Origin of the sequence: Paenibacillus tianmuensis (assembly GCF_900100345.1) — a bacterium.
GTDB lineage: Bacteria > Bacillota > Bacilli > Paenibacillales > NBRC-103111 > Paenibacillus_G > Paenibacillus_G tianmuensis.
In genome coordinates, this window is record NZ_FMTT01000003.1 from 155,473 (window position 1) to 174,426 (window position 18,954).

The 18,954-nt window shown below is 51.5% G+C and carries 18 protein-coding genes; 17 read left to right on the forward strand and 1 reads right to left on the reverse strand.

The genetic code is table 11. The features are described from left to right. The first annotated feature begins 50 nt into the window (after nucleotides 1–50). The 4 genes from BLO51_RS03465 to BLO51_RS03480 all read left to right on the forward strand — a co-directional run bounded on the left by BLO51_RS03465 (nucleotide 51) and on the right by BLO51_RS03480 (nucleotide 4,128). Complete coding sequence (locus tag BLO51_RS03465) at nucleotides 51–971, forward strand: ABC transporter ATP-binding protein (RefSeq protein ID WP_090666879.1); 921 nt, start codon at nucleotides 51–53, stop codon at nucleotides 969–971. Next, nucleotides 964–1,698 carry an ABC transporter permease gene (locus BLO51_RS03470; protein ID WP_090666881.1) on the forward strand — a complete coding sequence of 245 codons (735 nt, stop codon included), beginning with the start codon at nucleotides 964–966 and terminating at the stop codon, nucleotides 1,696–1,698. The genes BLO51_RS03465 and BLO51_RS03470 overlap by 8 nt, the downstream gene beginning before the upstream one ends. A 38-nt stretch (nucleotides 1,699–1,736) precedes the next feature. Then, nucleotides 1,737–2,564: an undecaprenyl-diphosphate phosphatase gene (locus BLO51_RS03475; protein WP_090666883.1), complete on the forward strand. Its 828-nt coding sequence runs from the start codon at nucleotides 1,737–1,739 to the stop codon at nucleotides 2,562–2,564. A 322-nt stretch (nucleotides 2,565–2,886) separates the two neighbouring features. Next, entirely contained in the window at nucleotides 2,887–4,128 is a 1,242-nt protein-coding gene (locus tag BLO51_RS03480) for an ISL3 family transposase (RefSeq protein ID WP_090666885.1), read from the forward strand. A gap of 56 nt (nucleotides 4,129–4,184) precedes the next feature. On the opposite strand, the gene BLO51_RS03485 is transcribed toward BLO51_RS03480, so the two are convergent. Next, nucleotides 4,185–4,601: a hypothetical protein gene (locus tag BLO51_RS03485; protein WP_090666887.1), complete on the reverse strand. Its 417-nt coding sequence runs from the start codon at nucleotides 4,599–4,601 to the stop codon at nucleotides 4,185–4,187. Between the two features lie 417 nt (nucleotides 4,602–5,018). On the opposite strand from BLO51_RS03485, the gene lpdD reads away from it, so the two are divergent. The 13 genes from lpdD to BLO51_RS03550 all read left to right on the forward strand — a co-directional run bounded on the left by lpdD (nucleotide 5,019) and on the right by BLO51_RS03550 (nucleotide 18,948). Next, entirely contained in the window at nucleotides 5,019–5,384 is a 366-nt protein-coding gene (gene lpdD, locus BLO51_RS03490) for a prenylated flavin chaperone LpdD (protein WP_090666890.1), read from the forward strand. A gap of 454 nt (nucleotides 5,385–5,838) precedes the next feature. Next, nucleotides 5,839–6,915, forward strand: coding sequence for a bifunctional 3-deoxy-7-phosphoheptulonate synthase/chorismate mutase (locus BLO51_RS03495; protein ID WP_090666892.1), 1,077 nt, complete (start codon nucleotides 5,839–5,841; stop codon nucleotides 6,913–6,915). A gap of 183 nt (nucleotides 6,916–7,098) precedes the next feature. Continuing rightward, nucleotides 7,099–8,301: an acyltransferase gene (locus BLO51_RS03500; RefSeq protein WP_090666894.1), complete on the forward strand. Its 1,203-nt coding sequence runs from the start codon at nucleotides 7,099–7,101 to the stop codon at nucleotides 8,299–8,301. A gap of 260 nt (nucleotides 8,302–8,561) precedes the next feature. Further along, nucleotides 8,562–9,674: an RNA polymerase sigma factor RpoD gene (gene rpoD / locus BLO51_RS03505; RefSeq protein ID WP_090666896.1), complete on the forward strand. Its 1,113-nt coding sequence runs from the start codon at nucleotides 8,562–8,564 to the stop codon at nucleotides 9,672–9,674. A gap of 219 nt (nucleotides 9,675–9,893) precedes the next feature. After that, nucleotides 9,894–10,403, forward strand: a complete 510-nt coding sequence (locus tag BLO51_RS03510; protein ID WP_090666898.1) for a C40 family peptidase — start codon at nucleotides 9,894–9,896, stop codon at nucleotides 10,401–10,403. Nucleotides 10,404–10,682: 279 nt separating this feature from the next. Continuing rightward, complete coding sequence (locus BLO51_RS03515) at nucleotides 10,683–11,450, forward strand: DeoR/GlpR family DNA-binding transcription regulator (protein ID WP_090666900.1); 768 nt, start codon at nucleotides 10,683–10,685, stop codon at nucleotides 11,448–11,450. Nucleotides 11,451–11,625: 175 nt separating this feature from the next. Continuing rightward, the gene (locus BLO51_RS03520; protein ID WP_090666902.1) at nucleotides 11,626–12,480 is read left to right on the forward strand and encodes a DMT family transporter; all 855 of its coding nucleotides are present in this window, start codon (nucleotides 11,626–11,628) and stop codon (nucleotides 12,478–12,480) included. A gap of 198 nt (nucleotides 12,481–12,678) precedes the next feature. After that, nucleotides 12,679–13,695, forward strand: coding sequence for an acyltransferase family protein (locus tag BLO51_RS03525; protein WP_090666905.1), 1,017 nt, complete (start codon nucleotides 12,679–12,681; stop codon nucleotides 13,693–13,695). 212 nt (nucleotides 13,696–13,907) lie between these two features. Next, nucleotides 13,908–14,798, forward strand: coding sequence for a LysR family transcriptional regulator (locus tag BLO51_RS03530; RefSeq protein ID WP_090666906.1), 891 nt, complete (start codon nucleotides 13,908–13,910; stop codon nucleotides 14,796–14,798). Between the two features lie 152 nt (nucleotides 14,799–14,950). Beyond that, nucleotides 14,951–15,964, forward strand: coding sequence for an LLM class flavin-dependent oxidoreductase (locus BLO51_RS03535; RefSeq protein ID WP_090666908.1), 1,014 nt, complete (start codon nucleotides 14,951–14,953; stop codon nucleotides 15,962–15,964). A gap of 26 nt (nucleotides 15,965–15,990) precedes the next feature. Next, nucleotides 15,991–17,340, forward strand: a complete 1,350-nt coding sequence (locus tag BLO51_RS03540) for an LLM class flavin-dependent oxidoreductase (RefSeq protein ID WP_090666910.1) — start codon at nucleotides 15,991–15,993, stop codon at nucleotides 17,338–17,340. 45 nt (nucleotides 17,341–17,385) lie between these two features. After that, nucleotides 17,386–18,213: a transporter substrate-binding domain-containing protein gene (locus BLO51_RS03545; RefSeq protein ID WP_090666912.1), complete on the forward strand. Its 828-nt coding sequence runs from the start codon at nucleotides 17,386–17,388 to the stop codon at nucleotides 18,211–18,213. Nucleotides 18,214–18,246: 33 nt separating this feature from the next. Next, entirely contained in the window at nucleotides 18,247–18,948 is a 702-nt protein-coding gene (locus BLO51_RS03550) for an amino acid ABC transporter permease (protein ID WP_090666914.1), read from the forward strand. Nucleotides 18,949–18,954 lie beyond the last annotated feature (6 nt).

The window sequence follows — 18,954 nt, forward strand, 5'->3', positions numbered from 1 at the left end:
GCCTGCTTATCATGAAATTACGATCTGATGAAAGCAGGAGGGATCACGATTTGAGTGCGGTTATCAAAACGACGCAGTTAACCAAGATATACGGGACGCAAAAAGCGGTGGATAACCTTGACATGAATGTGCGTCAAGGGCAGATTTACGGTTTTCTCGGCCAGAACGGCGCGGGCAAAACGACTACCATCCGCATGCTGCTCGGTTTAATCAAGCCGACGCATGGAGAAATCGAGATTTTCGGTGAAACTTTGTTCAAGCACCAGAAAGAGATATTAAGAAGAATCGGGTCGATTGTCGAGTTTTCCGGATTTTACGAGAATTTGACGGCCCGCGAGAATTTGCTGATCAACGCCAAGCTGATGGGCGTGCATAAAAGAAACACTATGGACGAAGCTTTGGAAATCGTCGGTCTGCACCAGGAAACGAAAAAGCTGGTCGGCAGCTATTCCTTGGGGATGAAGCAGCGGCTTGGAATCGCCAGAGCCATTCTCCACCATCCCGAGCTGTTAATTTTGGACGAGCCTACCAATGGTCTGGACCCGGTGGGGATTAAGGAAATCCGCAGACTGATCAAGTCTCTCGCCGAGGAACGGAAAATAACGATTCTCGTTTCCAGCCATATTTTGTCCGAAGTCGAGCAGTTGGCCGATCAGATCGGGGTCGTGCATCAAGGGAAGCTGCTGGAGGAGATATCCTTCGAAGAGCTTCGCAAGCGGAACCGCAAATACCTTGAGTTTCAAGTTTCCGACGACAATAAAGCGGCGATGCTGCTGGAGAAGCACTTCGGCATTACGGATTATGAGGTTCATGGCGAACGGGTGATCCGGGTATACAGTCATATCGGCGAGCAGGGCAAGCTCAACCGGATGCTGGTGGAGCATGGGATAGAAGTCACAAAAATGACAATGAGTGTAGACAGATTGGAAGATTACTTTATAAAATTGATAGGGGGCGGGACGATTGGTTAACTTGCTCTATACGGAACTGATCAAACTGAAGCGGGCCAAGATGTTTATGGTCAGCGTGCTCGGAGCCGTGTCGGCCCCTGTCATGATCTTTCTCGCTTTGCTGAATATGAAAAGCAAGAAGCCCGGGACTCCGATTGAGTTCGACGTTGCTTTTACGAACACGAATATGTACGTGATTCTGCTCGTGGGAACTCTGCTCTACGGAGTCATTACGGCGTATCTGTTTCATCGGGAATATGCGGAAGACACCTTGAAAAACTTGTTGACCATCCCGGTATCCCGAGTTAGTCTGATCGTAAGCAAGCTGATTTTGCTGTTCCTGTGGATTATGGTGCTGACGCTCATCATGTGGTCGTTGACGCTGATCCTGGGGCTTATCGGACAGTTTGAAGGCTTGATTGCGACTCTGGTGCTCCAATCCTTGAAACAATTCGTCGTGGGAGGCGTGCTTCTGTTTCTCCTGTGCATGCCGACGATGTTGATCACCTTTTTGTTCAAAAATTTCGTTCCCACCATCATCTTTACGGCTTCGGTCACGATGGCCAACGTGGTGCTTTCCGAATCGGAATACAAGGCTTTATTTCCTTGGTCCGCCTCGTACGTGATCGCAAACGAAGCTTTCGTTCCCGAATATCCACCGGCTTTTTCTTACGCCGCGATTATAGCAGCCTCGATCATCGGACTTGCGGCAACGATTATCTACTTCAAGAAGGTAGATATTCATTGATATAGAAACACAGACGAGAAAATAGGAGTGTGGAGCTGTTGAATTTGTGGGAATTGTTTGTTGCATTTATTCTGGGACTCGTGGAGGGCCTTACCGAGTTCGCGCCGGTTTCTTCGACCGGTCACATGATTATCGTTGACGATTTCTTGTTCCAGTCCAAGAACATCTTTTCCCCGAGCGTAGCGAATACGTTCAAGGTCGTGATCCAATTGGGTTCGATTCTGGCCGTCGTCGTTCTGATGTGGGACCGGTTCATGAATTTGCTCGGACTTAAAAAATTGCCGGGGCAAACGCCTTCCGGCCCGCGCTTGAATCTACTGCAGGTTTTCGTCGGTTTAGTTCCCGCCGGCATTCTCGGGGTACTGTTCAATAAAAAAATCGATGAATATTTGTTCTCTACCAAGACAGTCATCGTTGGTCTGGTGCTCGGAGCTGTGCTCATGCTCGCGGCCGATTGGTTCCGGCCCCGCCGCCCGAAGACGGAGACGGCCGACCAGATTACATACAAGCAGGCGTTTTTCATGGGATTGTTTCAATGCTTGGCGCTGTGGCCGGGCTTTTCCCGCTCCGGATCGACCATCTCCGGCGGGGTCCTGCTTGGGATGAGCCATCGCGCGGCTGCGGATTTCACCTTCATTATGGCGGTGCCGATTATGGCCGGGGCAAGCTTCCTGTCGCTTTTGAAGAGCTGGGACTCGATCACGGCCGACGCCATTCCGTTTTTCGTAGTCGGATTTATCAGCGCCTTCGTCTTCGCGCTTCTGTCGATCCGTTTCTTCCTGAAGCTGATCAACCGCATCAAGCTCGCGCCGTTTGCGATCTACCGCCTGGTGCTCGCGGCTGTTATTTATTTTGTTTTTCTGTAAACGAGAGTTGCTGGAGGGTGTTTCAAAAGTAACATTGGCACACCCTCAGCAACAAAATAAGATGACATTCGGAAGAAACCAAGGAGCTACCATGCGAACGAGGTGATTTGTGGGAATCAAAGTTGATCCACGCTATATTGAATGTACAAAGAAACCGTCTCCTTTTATAATGGTTGGTCACTCTTCCATTTTACAAAGGAACGGTTTCGGCTCAAAACCGAAATCAGTTCTTGACGAATTAAGCTGAGGCTAAAAAATGGAAAAACATCTGCTAATCCTGTAATGTTGTAAGTCCGACCAAACAACAAAAAGGAATAAACAGATGCAAACCCAGTATATCAATGAAATGCTCAACTTGCCAGAGCTAAAGATAAACCAAATTCTATCCATCAATGCCGATGAACTTCACATAGAAGCTGTACCACTGGGCGACAAACAATGCTGCCCCTGCTGCGGATCGGATCAAGCTGTCATTCGCAAGGGAAGCAATAACATGCGGACCGTCCGGCATCTGTCCGTGTTTGAGAAGAAAACCTATTTGCACGTACCGTCCACTCGCCTGTTATGTACGCGCTGCAAAGCTGGGTTTGTATGGATGTACGAATTTGTCGGACCGAAGCAGCGCTACAGCAGACTTTTCCGGTCCCATACCGCCGAACAAACATTCGGTTCTACAGCAGTGCATAGCGCCCGCATGCAGCAAGCGCCAGTCAGCACCGTGCAACGCATTCATAACGAGGTGGTTCCGGTTGAGTACGAGCGGATCTGTGAGCAAGTGTGGGAAGAAGCCAAAGAAACGACTGATCTGGTTTTAGGTGTCGATGACTTTGCAATCAAGAAAGGTCATGCGTATAACACCGGTATTCACAACCTCAAAGGCGAGACGATGCTGGACCTGCTGCCGGGTCGAAAGCTGGAAGAACTACGGTCGTATGCCCAAAAGCACCCCGATTTCCTTTTGCTTAACCCGAAAGCCGTGGTCTTGGATTTGGCCCGAGCTTACCATACTTGGATCAGCGAGTGTTTTCCGAATGCAATTCGCATCGCGGACCGTTTTCACGTTCACGGTTATGTGATTGAAAGTGTACAGGAAGTTCGTAAAACGGTCCAACACACCCTGTCATCACGGGCTAAGGCGCATCTGAAAGCCAATCATCGCTTGTTGAACCCACCAGCCGAGTCGCTAGGCGAAGAAAGTAAAAAACGGTTGGAAACGCTGCAGAACTACTCTCCTCTGCTTCGAAGCGTGTGGGAGTGGAAAGAAGCATTCACGACCTGGTATGACTGCTCGCCGGACTTGGCCATTGCCAGACTGGGATTTGAACGTTGGTGTGAGCAAGGTGATCGAATCGACCACGCCGCGGTTCGAAGCGCCCTCAAGACGATGCGCAATTGGAAAGAGGAGATCGTGAACTACCATCATTGCCGCTGGACAAACGCAACGGTAGAAGGTCGACACAATCGTATAAAAGCTTTTCAGCGCCGCCATTACTTCACACGAAATCGCAGTCGCTATAAAGCTGGCATTCTCATCGATTGTAACCGCCATCGGATGTTGGGCTAGCAGTCAAGCACTGATTTTGAGGTTGAGCCACGGTTTCTTTTGTTTTTGTTTGGATGCTAACCAGGTAATTTGTAATCAAGGTCGGACTCATATGAGCTAATTTTCCAACCGTCTATACCTTTTGTGAGTATTAGGTAATCAGTGTTGACATGCTGTTCGTTATTCCGACGGCTTGTCACAGATACCACTGCTTTTTTCTCCGTAGCAGAAGTTCTCCGAATTTCTTTTATCTGAAAGCTGGTTACCTCGCCGTACCAATGCCTTACGCTAATCACCATTTGTGGATTGTGATTTGACATAAGATCCGCTATCGACCCGTAATCTTTCGTTCTGAAAGCACTGTAAAAAGAATTTAAGAGATCCTTTTGTACGATGTTATGATCTGCGTAAGGATTCACATAGTAATACTTGTAGAAGATAAGTCCCGCGAGAACCAAAAGCGCAGCAAGACTGATGTAATAACGTTTTTTCAATCGCACCAAACCCCTCCCTACCAAGGCAAGGCGACATACCGCCTATTATTTGGAAATTGTTAAGCTGGTTACGGGTAAAAGTCTTAGTTCCGACAACCATTGTTAAGGTCTGTTTAATCAACTAAAACATGCTATGAACAGCAGATTACGGCTTTTTCCAGATGGGATTCCAGGACAAAGACGTTACCTAATTTATCCATATGATAAGAAATATGGCTTTGCTGCAAGCGATTCGTAAGAGCCGTCGTTAGTACATAGCCCCCTTTATGAAACAAAATACCATATTAATGGATGAGATACAATGATATTACAATAATCTGCCCTGTTCCTGAACGGATAGCAATCCTTCGTGATCCGGCTCATAGCTTCCCGAGATGAAACGGAGTAGGGTAAACGTATCCGAGGGGGGACATAGCAGTGGAAAATAACGGTAACGACTACGGAATTCGAATCGATTCGTATCGGGCGGGGGACGACTATGTGTTTCTGATAACCGGGGGAGAAGCGCATGTGGGCGCGGTTGCTTGCGCTTACTGGCACGAAGGAGGAGTCCGATCGGAGACGATATCGGTACCCGGGCACCGGGAAGGGGAGCTGGTCAAGGAACTGGCCGAAAACGCAGCATCGAAGCTGCGCCATCGTGCCGCCGTGATTATGGGAATCCATATCGATCACGCGACGAAGCAAGATATTGCACAAATTATCGCTCTCGTACATGCGAAGATGAGGGCCGCTCTCGAAAGCTATATCCATGAAAACGGAGCCGCACAGTTGAAGCTGTGACGGCTCTGTTAATCAATCCGCCTTGGATAAATTAAAACGCTTTGCTGCTATAAAGCAAAGCTGCTTTAAATCATGCGCTTGTATTTCATGCTTGTTTCGTTATAAAATGCATCTTAATTAAATCAACTAAATTCTGACAAGCAATGAAGGAGAGAGTAAGCGAAGAATGCTTCTTACCAGGGACGGTGTGCCGGCGACTGAGAGCACCCGAAGAAGCACTGCGCTGAAGTTCACTCCGGAGCTGGTGCCTGATGAGCGGCCTGAATCGATAAGGCTTCTTGGTAGGGTTACCCGTAAGGTCCTGCGTTAAAGGATGGAAAGTGAGAAGAGCACTCCGGTTCGTTTTGCGAAGGGAGCGCGCTTCTAATAAGGGTGGTACCACGGCTCCTCGTCCCTTGCGACGGAGGGTCTTTTTTATGTTCCAACAAAAAACAATTCAAGGAGCGGATGAAAAATGAACCAACCAAGTTTAGAACCTTTACGCCAAAAATTGGACGAAACGAACCGCCAGCTTCTGGAGCTGTTGTCGGAACGCGCCAAGATTGCCCAGGAAATTGGGAACATCAAGGAGAAGCAGGGCATTCCGAAATTCGACCCTGTACGGGAGAAGCAGATGCTGACGGAGCTGGTGGCCAGCAATAAAGGGCCTTTCACCGACGATACGATTCGTCACCTGTTCAAGCAAATTTTCCAGGCTTCGCTGGATCTTCAGGTAACCGATCACAAAAAGCAGCTTCTGGTCAGCCGGAAGAAGCAAAAGGAAGATACCGTCGTTACGTTGGGAGACGATGTGAAGGTCGGCGGAGGAAGTCCCGTTCTGATTGCAGGACCCTGCTCGGTAGAAAGCTATGATCAGACGCGGACGGTAGCCGCGGCGCTGAAGCAGGCGGGGATTACCGTGCTCCGCGGAGGAGCGTTTAAGCCGAGAACTTCCCCTTACGATTTTCAGGGGCTGGGCATCGAGGGGCTAAAAATTTTGAAGGAAGTCGGCGATGAATTCGGTCTGAAAACGATCAGCGAGATCGTAGATCCCGCTCATGTGGAATTGGCATGCGAGTATATCGATGTCATTCAGATCGGCGCCCGCAATATGCAAAACTTCGAGCTGTTGAAAGCGGCGGGCGAGGTGCGTAAGCCGATTCTGTTGAAGCGCGGTCTTGCGGCGACGATCGACGAATTCCTTCATGCGGCCGAGTATATATTGGCCCGCGGCAACACGCAGGTCATGCTCATCGAACGCGGTATTCGCACGTACGAAAAGGCGACCCGCAATACGCTCGATATTTCCGCCGTGCCGATTCTGAAGCAAGAAAGCCATCTGCCGGTGCTTGTCGACGTCACGCACTCGACAGGACGCAAAGACATTCTTGTCCCATGCGCTAAAGCGGCTTTAGCCGCCGGTGCCGACGGAGTCATGGTCGAAGTGCATCCGGACCCGTCCACGGCATTGTCCGATGCTGCCCAGCAGCTCAATATCGAGGAGTTCGGGAATTTTTATGCTCAAGTGCGGGATTCCGGTCTTCTTGGATAGATGATTTCGGTTGGCAAAGCAAAACCGTCTGGAAATTTCCAGACGGTTTTTTCCTATCCTTATTCGGGTCGTAACCTTACAATCTTTTGCCATTTCATTTTCAGCTAATATTAAGGCCAGGGTCATAATTATTTCATATTAACCTCCCATACTTGGTTCTTGTAAGCAAGTTGAAGAGGAGGAATGGTCCATGGGGTAGCGGAGCAAAACAAAAAAGAACAGTTGAACATCATTTATATCGTTAGGGCATTAGCCATTCTTGGCGTCATTTTTGTTCATGTCACATCGATTCCAATCGGAGAAATAGTAGATAAAAGCTCTCGTATGTTTTTTTACTTTAATTTTTTGAACGTCTTTAACAAGTTTGGTACACCAACTTTTATTTTTCTTAGCGCCCTTGTGCTTTTTTACAGCTATTTCGATCGGCCTTTAAACGGGAAATTAATCGCACGATTTTATCAACGACGGTTCTTATACATTTTGACGCCTTATCTTATTTTCTCGGCTTTGTATTATGTCATCCAAATTTATTACTCGTTCGGAGAAACGTGGGAACAATTTTACGAGCACGCTTCCTTCGCCGACTTTATTACGATGGCTCTTTACGGCAAAGCGTTTTACCATCTGTATTTTGTATTTATCAGCGCGCAGCTATACACTTTGTTCCCGGTTCTTCTGTGGGTTCTGCAGCGCAAGCCTCGGCTAACCAAGCATTTGATCTGGATCGGCTTTGTTCTGCAGTGGTCCTTCGTCCTTTACAACCATTTCAGCCTACATTACGAAGATAAAGGCCAGCTTGCCATCAGCTATATTTCGTATTACTTTATGGGAGCCTTCTGTGGGATTTACTATCCTGTGTTCAAAGACTGGATTATCGTGACGTGGAGCAAGCTGTTCTCTGCCAAAGCACTGCTCTGGATTCCACTCTGGACCGTATGGATCGCTTCCAGCTTCGGGGATGTGAATTTATGGTACCAGACCCGAGTGAATGATTTCAGTGCCAATTCTTTGCTATACGAGTGCTACTGGTTTTTCCATACGTTCACATCGCCATTGATCCTGCTGCAACTATCTTATTTTTTGTACCGTACCTTGAATACGAAAATTATCAATACGATCATTCATCTTGGCGTCGCTTCTTTTGGCGTATACATCATCCATGCCGCCGTTCTCTTCTACTATTTCCGTCTCCCGGTAAACTATGCGCCTGTTACCTATTATTTGCACATCGCATCAGGCTATGCCGTCACGCTTCTATTCTCGTGGGGCATTGTCGGGTTGGCGCAAAAGTATGTGAAAAGCTCATGGATGCTTTTCGGCTCCAGACCCAAAGTGCCACCTTATCGGGAATCCGGCAAAATCGCAGCCGGACATAAGGCGGCTTGATGAATTGGCGTTCGTTGGGAAATCGTTTAGCCCGGACAGGCCTTGCTCATCTTGGCGGCAGAAGCAAAAAAACCGGCGTCCGCCAAGGCGGATACCGGTTTTATAGAAACAGTTGAATGTTAATCGTTTTTGTGTTAAAATGACGGGTAGCGGTCGAAGCAATGTGATATTTATCACTAATATCCATTTTTATACTATCATATCTTTACGGCTTTGTCAAGAATTAATAAAGAGTGGGTTCGGAGAAGAGGGGGCAGCATATGGCGAACGATCAGCATAAGGAAGCGGAGACAGAGCTTACGATTGATCGGGTGAAACAGCAACTCATCGCGCAGGGCAAAGAGCAAGCTTCGCTCGCTTACAAAGAAATTACGGAGAAACTCGCTCCATTCGATCCCGATCCGGAACAAATCACCGAGTTCGTCGAGCAGCTTAGCGAGCTTGGCATCGAGGTGGGCGGCGAATCGGACGGGGAGCCTGTGTTCGGACCGGATCATGAGGAACACGACTTGCTGCATGACGATCTGTCGCTCCCGCCGGGGATCAAGATCAATGACCCGGTGCGTATGTATCTGAAGGAGATCGGACGGGTGCCGCTGCTTTCGGGGGAAGATGAAATCGAGCTGGCGGAACGGATTCAGCAGGGGGACGAAGAAGCGAAGCGCAGACTGGCCGAGGCGAACCTCCGTCTGGTGGTCAGTATCGCGAGACGCTATGTCGGCCGAGGCATGCTGTTCCTTGATTTGATACAGGAAGGCAATATGGGTTTAATCAAAGCGGTAGAAAAGTTCGACCATACCAAGGGCTTCAAATTCAGTACGTATGCCACATGGTGGATTCGTCAGGCAATTACGCGTGCGATTGCCGATCAGGCGAGAACGATCCGGATACCGGTACATATGGTGGAAACGATCAACAAGCTCGTACGCGTGTCCAGACAGCTGCTGCAGGAGCTTGGCCGGGAAGCTTCCCCGGAAGAAATCGCGAAGGAAATGGACTTGACGCCCGATAAGGTGCGGGAAATTATGAAGATCGCACAGGAGCCTGTGTCGCTCGAAACGCCGATTGGCGAGGAAAACGATTCGAACTTGGGCGACTTTATCGAAGACCAGGAGGCGCTTGCGCCGGCGGACGCGGCAGCTTACGAGCTGTTGAAGGAGCAGCTTGAAGATGTGCTCGACACGCTTACGGAGCGTGAGGAGAACGTGCTGCGTCTTCGTTTCGGTCTTGATGACGGGCGAACGCGAACGCTGGAAGAAGTGGGCAAGGTATTCGGTGTGACCCGGGAGCGCATTCGGCAGATCGAAGCCAAGGCGCTGCGGAAGCTCAGACATCCGAGCCGCAGCAAGCGGCTGAAAGATTTTATGGATTGAACTTTATTAATGCAGTGAACGCAGGAAGTCGTGCTCTTGGAGTGCGGCTTTTTCTTGTCAACTAGTTAAAGTTAAAAATTTTCTCATTGATTTCTAATAATAGCTTCTTACAGCAGGCGGGGCGCGGAAAAAAAGATTTGCTGGAAAATCATGTACTTTTTATTTGTGTTATGGTGGTTTTGAGGTACTTACCCAATTCGCCAAACCAAGGAGGAAGTCATGATAAACACGAAGAAAAGCCGGATCGCGAAAGCTATACTTGGAATAACGATGAGCCTGTCGGTCGCCGTCACAGGAAATATGCTTGCAGCGCCGCAATCGGCTCAAGCGGCTACCGTATCTAAAGCATCGGTTGCAGATAAAATCATAGCTACTGGGAAGCGTTATTTAGGAGTCCCCTATAAGTTCGGGGCGCCTGCGGGAAGAACGAATGTATTTGATTGCTCTTCATTTACTCAATATGTGTTCAAGAAGAACGGAATCAATCTTCCCCGTTCCTCCAGACAACAAGCTACGGTTGGCACTAAGGTTGCCAAGAGTCAACTGAAGCCGGGCGATCTGGTATTCTCGGACACGAATCGAGATGGAAAAATCAACCATGTGAGCATTTATATTGGGAACGGCAAGCTGCTCCATACGTATCGGGTCGGCGTCGGCGTTACCATTTCCAACTTTAAAGGCAGCGCATGGGACAAAACTTTCGTTACCGCTCGTCGCGTTATCCGCTAAGACAGGGACGGCTTGCCGGTAGTATGCAAGCGACTGTCGAATAAGCTTCTACAGGAAAATCCTTGAGAAATCAAGGGTTTTCTTGCTTTAAGCGGAAATGATAGAAGTATTGTCTCCAGAAGCGGATACCGTCATACAAGCGGCCCGGAGATAGTCGCTCCCGTCCGTAAGCAGCTCGCCGGTCGCTGTGCAAATGCTTGTGTTTGCTTTTATTTGTGGTAGACTACTTGCATGGAAATGCGGCGGTGTCCGGCATTTCACGGAGAGGAGGGGGCGGGATTGTTCGCAGAGCAAAGACATCAAGCGATTATTCAAAAAATAAACCGCGAGAAGTCGATCAAAGCGTCGGACCTGATGGAACTGTTCGGCGTATCGTTCGAAACGGTCCGGCGCGATCTGGAGCATCTGGAGAAGGCGGGGTACTTGAAGCGTGTCCATGGCGGCGCGATCCTGAAGGAGTGGGATTACCGCGAAGAGATTCCGATGACGGTCCGGGAAAAGGTCCATTTGAACGGGAAAAACGAGCTGTCCGAAATTGCCGCGCGGTATGTGACAGAAGGGCAGTCCATCGCTCTGGACGTAAGCACGACCAATACCCAATTTGTCAAAACGCTGAAAAAAAAGATCGAACGGTTGACGGTCATTACAAATTCGCTGCCCATTGCAAACGAGCTGGTTCATATGCCGGGGTACACGATCATTTTGATCGGGGGCGTGATCCGCAACGAGGAGCAGGGCATGATCGGGGATTTGGCCGAGGAGTTCGCTTCCCGGTTCCATGCCGATTTGTTTTTTATGAGCATGAGCGGCGTCACGCTGACCGAAGGCGTTACAGACTATGGTCTCGGCGAAGTGCAGATGAAGAAAATTATGCTGAAGAACGCCAAACGGACGATCGCGCTGGCCGACAGCAGCAAGTTCGAGGCGGTTTCGCTGATCAAAGTGTGCGGCTGCGCGGAGATCGAACGGTTCGTGACCGATTCGAACATCGATCCGGCCATCGTGGACAAATATAACAAGCATGGCATCGAGATCGTTTATAAATAGCGGGAACCGTCCCGCCGGCTACAAAACATACGCAGTAAGTCTGGAGTCCCGGAGCTTGTCCGGGACTTTTTGCTTTGGATACGGCGGTCTTCGTTTATGCAAAGAATAATAAGTTGTTGTATATATGTGTGTATATGTGTTATTATGTTGGAAAAATTGAAATCTTAGGAGGTGCATGAACATTGTACTTTCATTGCTGCTTGTGATCGGATCGGGCATGACGCATGCGGTGTGGAATTTGTTCGCCAAGCAAAGCGAAGACAAAAGCGCGTTTCTGTGGGCGATCTTCATGCCTACGACGATCGCGCTCATCCCGTACCTTGTTCTTGAGCTTATCCAGACGGGAATTCCGGCCGAAGCCTACATTTTCATCATCGCATCCTTGCTGGCGCAAAGCGTTTACGCCCTGCTGCTGTCCCATACCTACACGCTGGGAGACTTGTCGCAGGTGTACCCGATGATGCGGGGAACGTCCACGCTGCTCATTCCGGCGACGGGAGTCCTCTTCTTGGGGGAATCGCTTCCGCTCTGGGGGTGGCTGGGGATCGGGTGCATGCTCTTGGGCTTTGCCGTCATGAGCGGACGGAAGCAGGGAGCGGAACGCGCGCCTGCGGTCCGGAAGCCTCTCCTCTTCGCGTTGTCGGTCGGACTCTGCATTACCTGCTACACGCTGATTGACAAGCAAAATTTGCAGTATTTGTCGCCGTTGTCGCTGCTTGCCGTCTCCAATATCGGATTCGTGCTCGGTCTGACCCCGGCCGCTCTGGCCTCCGGAAGATTGAAGCGGGCGGTGCGCGGGCGCTGGAAGATCGTGCTGCTCGGATCGCTTTTGTCTCCCGGTTCGTATTTGTTGTTTTTGCTGGCGATGAGGCACGCTCAAGTGTCCTATATTGCCCCGCTGCGGGAAATCGGCATCGTCTTCGGCACGCTGCTGGGCCTGATCGTACTCAAAGAACGGCAGGGGGCAAGAAGGCTCGCCGCATCGGTCATCGTCGTCGCAGGGATCGTCATGATCGCCAGTTCCGGGTAACGGATTATCGGCTGCATGAAGGATAAAATGAATGAGCCATTAGGATTAGCTTTCTGCGTCTGACTGGGGAACTGCTGCCGGGGGCTGTCTATATTCCATCCGGAAGACCTACAGTTTTCGACAAAAGAACCCATTTTATCCGCTTCCCAAATCTAGTATCGTTTTAGCTGGGTTACGAAACTGGGAGGAGGAGCGGTCATGCAGGAGCGCAGAAAATGGATTGACGTAGCCAGGGGGGTTAGTATCATTCTGGTCGTATTGGGGCATTCGGGGAATGAAGTGATCGACCATTATTTCGGTTGGTTCCGTATGCCGTTGTTTTTTCTGGTCAGCGGGCTTTTGTTCAAAAGCGTTATGCCGGACAAGTACATATCGTGGGCGCTGAAACGTATTCGAACGTTTATGATTCCCTATTTCGCCTACGGGATTTGCATTGCCGTACTGGTTGCAGCCAAGCTGAGAGATCCGTTATCCGTTTCCCGCGATATTTGGAATCTCATTTACGGGGGAACGGTGTTAGGTGGGTGGTACGGCGTCTTCTGGTTCATCACCTGTTTGCTGCTGGTGCATCTTTTGATGGGGTTTCTTACCCGATATCCGGTTAAGGTACAAGCAGCGGCGGTGCTTGTGTCCTATACGACCGCTCATTTCGTCAGCATGACGTCTTTGGCCGAAAAGGACATCCCTTGGAATGCGGATGTGGCGCTTCTGGCGGTTGCGTTCTTTTTTCTGGGCTATACTGTTAAATCACAATTGGCTTCATGGCTGGAGCGGGGGACCTGGTTCATTCCGGCGCTGCTGATTTCGGCAGCTGCAATTGTTCTTAATAAAGAACAAATCTGGATTTTCCGTATGGATATGAAAATGAAGGTTTACACCCAGCCGGTGTTGGATCTCATCGTTCCACTGGCGTGCGTCCTCATCGTGCTTCAAATGTGCTACTGGATTACGCGTTGGCGGGTGTCTTCCGTTCTGGCATTTTTGGGAACCGTGACCATCTCGATCATGTACCTGCACATTCCGGTCAATATCGTGCTAAAGTACGGTTTAGGCTTGGAGTACGGCTCGTTTGTCTTTACGCTCGCCGGCGTGCTGCTTCCGTTGGGGGTGGCTTGGATCATGTCCAAATCGTCCTTGCTGTCCATGCTTTTCTTGGGTCAGCAGGGCTTCGGAAGGAAGGGGAAGCTCCAAGGCAAGCTGAAGGCGGCAGGCTGAGCTTATCTAATTTTGTCTAACTGCTTTCTCAACACTGAAGGTCAGCCTCCGGGCTGGCCTTAGTTCGTTCGGATTACGGGTACGTATCGCCGCCCTCGCCGTGCCAGATCATCGTTTTGTCTGCGCATAAATTACACTATTCCTAATGGAATACTTGTGATATATTGATTTTTAGCAAGTTCGCCAAGAGCTGGAAGGAGGAGGGAGCGCTCGTGAATATTGAGAATCTTGAGGCGTTCGTCTATGTCATTCATTTCAACAGCTTTAACAAAGCGGCCGACGCGCTGTTCTTGTCCCAGCCGTCCATTACCGCCAGAATCCAGTCGCTGGAGCGCGAATTGGACGTCAAGCTTTTCAATCGGGAGGGCCGACATTTCTCGCTGACGGACAAGGGCAAGCAGTTTTTGCCCTACGCCCAGCAAGTGCTGCAGACCTACAAGAAAGGCAAGCAGCAGCTGCAGCAAATGAACGCCGCGCCTCACGAGCTTCGGATCGGCTGCACCGTGTCGGCAGCCAATTATATGGTCCCGGAGCTGGCGCCGCTCTTTAAGCAAAAATACCCCGATCTCCAGCTAAAATTAGTGACGGCTTCGAGCGACATCATCTTGGAAAAGCTGCTGAACAAGGAAGTGGACGTCGGGCTTGTGCGTAACATTACGCATCCGCATGTGGACTCCGTCCGGTTCTACGAGGACCCGATCCGCCTCTTCGTATACCGGGGTCATCCGTTTGTGAGCCAGGACCGCATGGCGCTGGAGGATATCGGAAGCGAGCCGATCGTGTTTTTCGAATGCGGAGCCCTCGATTGGATGAAAATTCATCGGCTGTTCGATACGCTCGACCGCCCGCCGAATATCGAGCTGCACCTCGACAACCTGGAGACGGCCAAGAAGCTGGTGCTGAAAGAAATGGGGATCAGCTTCCTGCCGGAGCTGTGCGTGCGCAAAGAAGTGAAGGAAGGGCTGCTCTGGCCGGTCGACATTCCTTCCCTCACCGGCATCACCCTGCGCACCAATCTCGTTTCGCTCAAAGGGGAAGGCTCGGCCCTCGGCAAAATGGTGCTGGAGCTCAGCCGGGAGATCGACTGGAAACGAAAGGCTTAATCGAATTGTTCGATTTAAGAATAGAAATCCTCTATTACGAACCCGGTTGACGGACTACAGGGGCGGTGATAGACTTTTTTTAACCAAATAAAACCGACAAAACCTATTGGATTTTACTTAATTTAATAGCCGGATTACAGGAGGGATGGACGATGGGGTTGAAGCTAAGCATCTTGGATCAAAGTCCGTTTGACGAAGGAAAAACGGCAGTCGACACGTTCCGGCATACGGTAGCTTTGGCGCGAAAAGCGGAGGAGCTTGGCTACCACCGGTTCTGGGTATCCGAGCATCACGATTCGGCGGCCGTCGCGGGCTCTTCCCCGGAGGTGCTGATCGCGCATTTGCTGGCGCAGACCGAGCGGATTCGCATCGGCTCAGGCGGGGTCATGCTGCAGCACTACAGCCCGTACAAGGTGGCGGAAAATTTCAACGTGCTCGCCTCTCTCGCTCCGGGACGGGTGGACCTCGGCATCGGCCGGGCGCCGGGAGGGCTTCCCCTCTCGACGATGGCGCTCCAGCAGGAGACTACCGGGCAAAGCAGACCGCTGGCGGATAAGCTGATCGAGCTGGAGCAGTATTTGACCGATACGATCCCTGTTGACCATCCGCTTCATGGGCTCAAAGCGATTCCGGTTCCGGCCGAGCCTGCGGACTTGTACCTGCTCGGAACGTCACCGGCCAGCGCGGAGCTTGCGGCGAGCCGGGGCATTCCCTACGTCTTCGCGCAGTTTATTAACGGAGACAAGGCGATTGTCCGGCAATCGCTGGATACGTACCGGAACCGGTTTGCTCCCCGGAAGTCCCTCCGGCCGGAGGCCATTCTCGCATTGTCGGTCATTGTGGCGGATACGGACGAGGAAGCGAAGCGGCTTGCCGCCGACGCCAAGCTCGTGAAAATTCACTTGGAAAGCGGAAGGACGATCGCCGTGAAAAGCGTAGAGCATGCGGAAGAATTCGGGCGGCAAAGCGAGGAAAAATATACGATCGAAATCAAGGATGCTGATGTTGTGCACGGCTCCAAGGAAACCGTGCGCGCCAAGCTGCTGGACATCCAGCGGAAGTACGGCGTGGACGAACTCATTCTGATTCTCGCCTTGAAGGAATTCGGGCAGCGGTTTCAGGCGCTGTCGCAGCTCAAGGAAGCATTCGCCGAGTCGGTCGTATAAACGTGGAAAACGAGGGAGGAATCGGAATGGCAAACGGAAGAAAGCTGAAATTGGGCGCAATCATCCACGGCGTCGGAGGGAATATGGCGGCTTGGCGACATCCTGATATCCAGGCGGACGCCAGTGTCAGCTTCGAGTTCTATGCGAAGCAAGCCCGCAAGGCTGAAGAAGGCAAGTTCGATCTGGTGTTTATCGCCGACGGCTTGTTTATTAACGAAAAGTCGATCCCGCACTTTTTGAACCGGTTCGAGCCGCTCACGATTTTATCCGCGCTCGGCGCGGTCACTTCGAAGATCGGTCTCGTCGGCACCTTGTCGACCTCTTACAGCGAACCGTTCACGGTCGCCAGACAGTTCGCTTCTCTTGATCATATCAGCGGAGGCCGGGCCGGATGGAATGTGGTCACCTCTCCGCTGGAAGGCTCCGCCCTCAACTACGGCAAAAAAGAGCATCCATCGCACGACTTGCGCTATAAGATCGCCGAGGAATTTTTGGAGGTGACCCGCGGGCTGTGGGATTCCTGGGAGGACGACGCGTTCGTGCGGGATAAAGCTTCGGGCGTGTTCTTCGATCCGGACAAAATGCATCGGCTCGATCACCAAGGGCCATTTTTCTCCGTACAGGGCCCGCTTAACATTGCCCGCTCCAAGCAGGGGCACCCGATTGTGTTCCAAGCCGGGTCGTCGGACAGCGGCCGCACCTTGGCAGCCAAGACGGCCGATGCGGTATTCACCGGGCACGAGTCGATTGAGGATGCCAAGCGCTTTTACCAAGATGTGAAGACGCGGGCCGCCGCATACGGCCGCAGCGCCGACGATATCCTCATCTTCCCGGGCATCGGGCCGATCGTCGGGCGGACGCAGGAGGAGGCCGAGCGCAAATACGAAGAGATCGCGAACCTCATGACGATCGAGAACGCGCTGAACTACCTAGGCCGCTTCTTCGACCATTTCGACTTCTCGCCGTTCCCGCTCGACGAGCCTTTCCCCGATTTGGGCGATGTCGGCAGCAACAGCTTCCGCAGCACGACGGACAAAATCAAGCAGACGGCCAAAGAGCAGCGGTTGACGCTGCGGCAGGTGGCGCTGCAGACGGCGACGCCGAAAGGCCGTTTTATCGGGACGCCGGAGAAGGTGGCCGACCTCGTTCAGCAGTGGTTCGAGGAGAAGGCGGCCGACGGATTTATTATTCACTCCAGCGTGCCGGGAGGACTCGACGATTTCGTCGAGCTGGTCGTACCGATCCTGCAGGAGCGGGGAATTTACCGCGAGGCGTACGAGTCCGACACGCTGCGCGGGAATTTGGGCCTCGCCAAGCCGGAAAACCGCCATACGCTCGCCAGACGAACGCCACAAGATTTTGTGAAAAGCTCCTGATCGGATTCGTTCTTGACAATTCATCATGATCATGGGGGTTACCATATGAAAAAAAGATTTCTTTCGGCGTCACTGCTTACCGTCCTCCTTCTGGCAGGATGCAGCGCTCAAGCCACAACGGGAGGGGCGGGCAGTTCAAGCGCGTCGGCTTCCAATGGAAGTCAGGCCGTGAAAAAAATTATCGTCGGCACGGGCACGCAGTTTCCGAACATTTGCTTCATCGACAAGGACGGCAAGCTGACCGGCTACGACGTGGAGCTCGTCAAAGAAATCGACAAACGTCTGCCGGAGTATGAGTTCGAGCTGAAAACGATGGAGTTCAAAAATTTGCTGCTGAGTCTGCAAACGAAAAAGATCGATTTTATCGCGCATCAAATGGAAGTGAACGAGGAAAGACAGAAGAAATTTTTGTACAACGACGAAGCGTACAATATTTTCCCGAACAAAATCATCGTGCACAAGGACAATACCGACGTCAAGTCGATCGCCGATTTGAAGGGCAAGAAGCTGATCGCAACCGCGACGAGCAATGCGGCGTCGCTGGCTGAAAAATACAATAAAGAACACGACAACCCGATCCAGATCGTGTATACCGGCGCAGGCGAAGACGCGAGCGCGCAAGTCAAAATCGGGCGGGTCGACGCCATGATCAGCACGCAGTTTGCCATCGATTACTTGAACAAAAGCGCGGACGCCCAGCTCAAAACAGTGGGCGATACGCTCTCCAATTCGAAAGTGTATTTCATACTCCGCAAGGATGAAAGCGAGCTGAAAAGCAGGATCGACGAGGCGTTGAAGGCGATCAAGGCCGACGGGACGCTGGCGAAGCTGAGCAAGCAATGGCTGGGCGACGATTATACTGTGGAAAAATAAACCAAATTCCCTTACAGAAAGGGTTGGGTGGGAATGGGGAAATCGTTCGACGCCGCGCTCATAGCGGAATTCCTTCCTATACTGCTGTCTTACCTGCATATTACCCTGTTTATTTTGGCCGCTTCGCTCTTCTTCGGCGTACTGCTGGGACTGCTGATCGCGCTGCCCCGGCTGTACAACGTTCCGGTGCTGAACCGGATCGCCGCCGTTTACGTCTCGTTTGTCCGCGGAACGCCAATTTTGATCCAATTGTTTCTCGTCTTTTACGGGGTGCCCGCGCTGCTGCAGCTCGTGGACTTCGACATGTCGCGGATGAATCCGATCGTGTTCGTCATTATTACGTATGCGCTCGGCAGCGCCGCCTCGATCTCCGAGGTGATCCGCGGGGCGGTCAACGCCGTAGACCACGGCCAGCTTGAAGGCGCGTACGCCGTGGGCATGACAGGGCCGCAGGCCTTCTTCCGGATCGTCCTGCCGCAGGCGTTCGTCGTTGCTTTTCCGAATTTCGCGAGCACGGTGATCGGCTTCTTGAAAGATACGTCGCTGGCGTACTCCATCGGCGTCATGGACATGATGGGGCGGGGGCAGACGCTGATTGCGACGACCGCCCACACGCTGGAGGTGTATATCGGCCTGACGATCATTTACTATTTGACCGTGCTCGTGTTGGAGAAGGGCTTTGCGCTGACGGAAATCCGATTGCAGCGGCACGAACAAAAAATAGCGAGCGCATGACCGGCT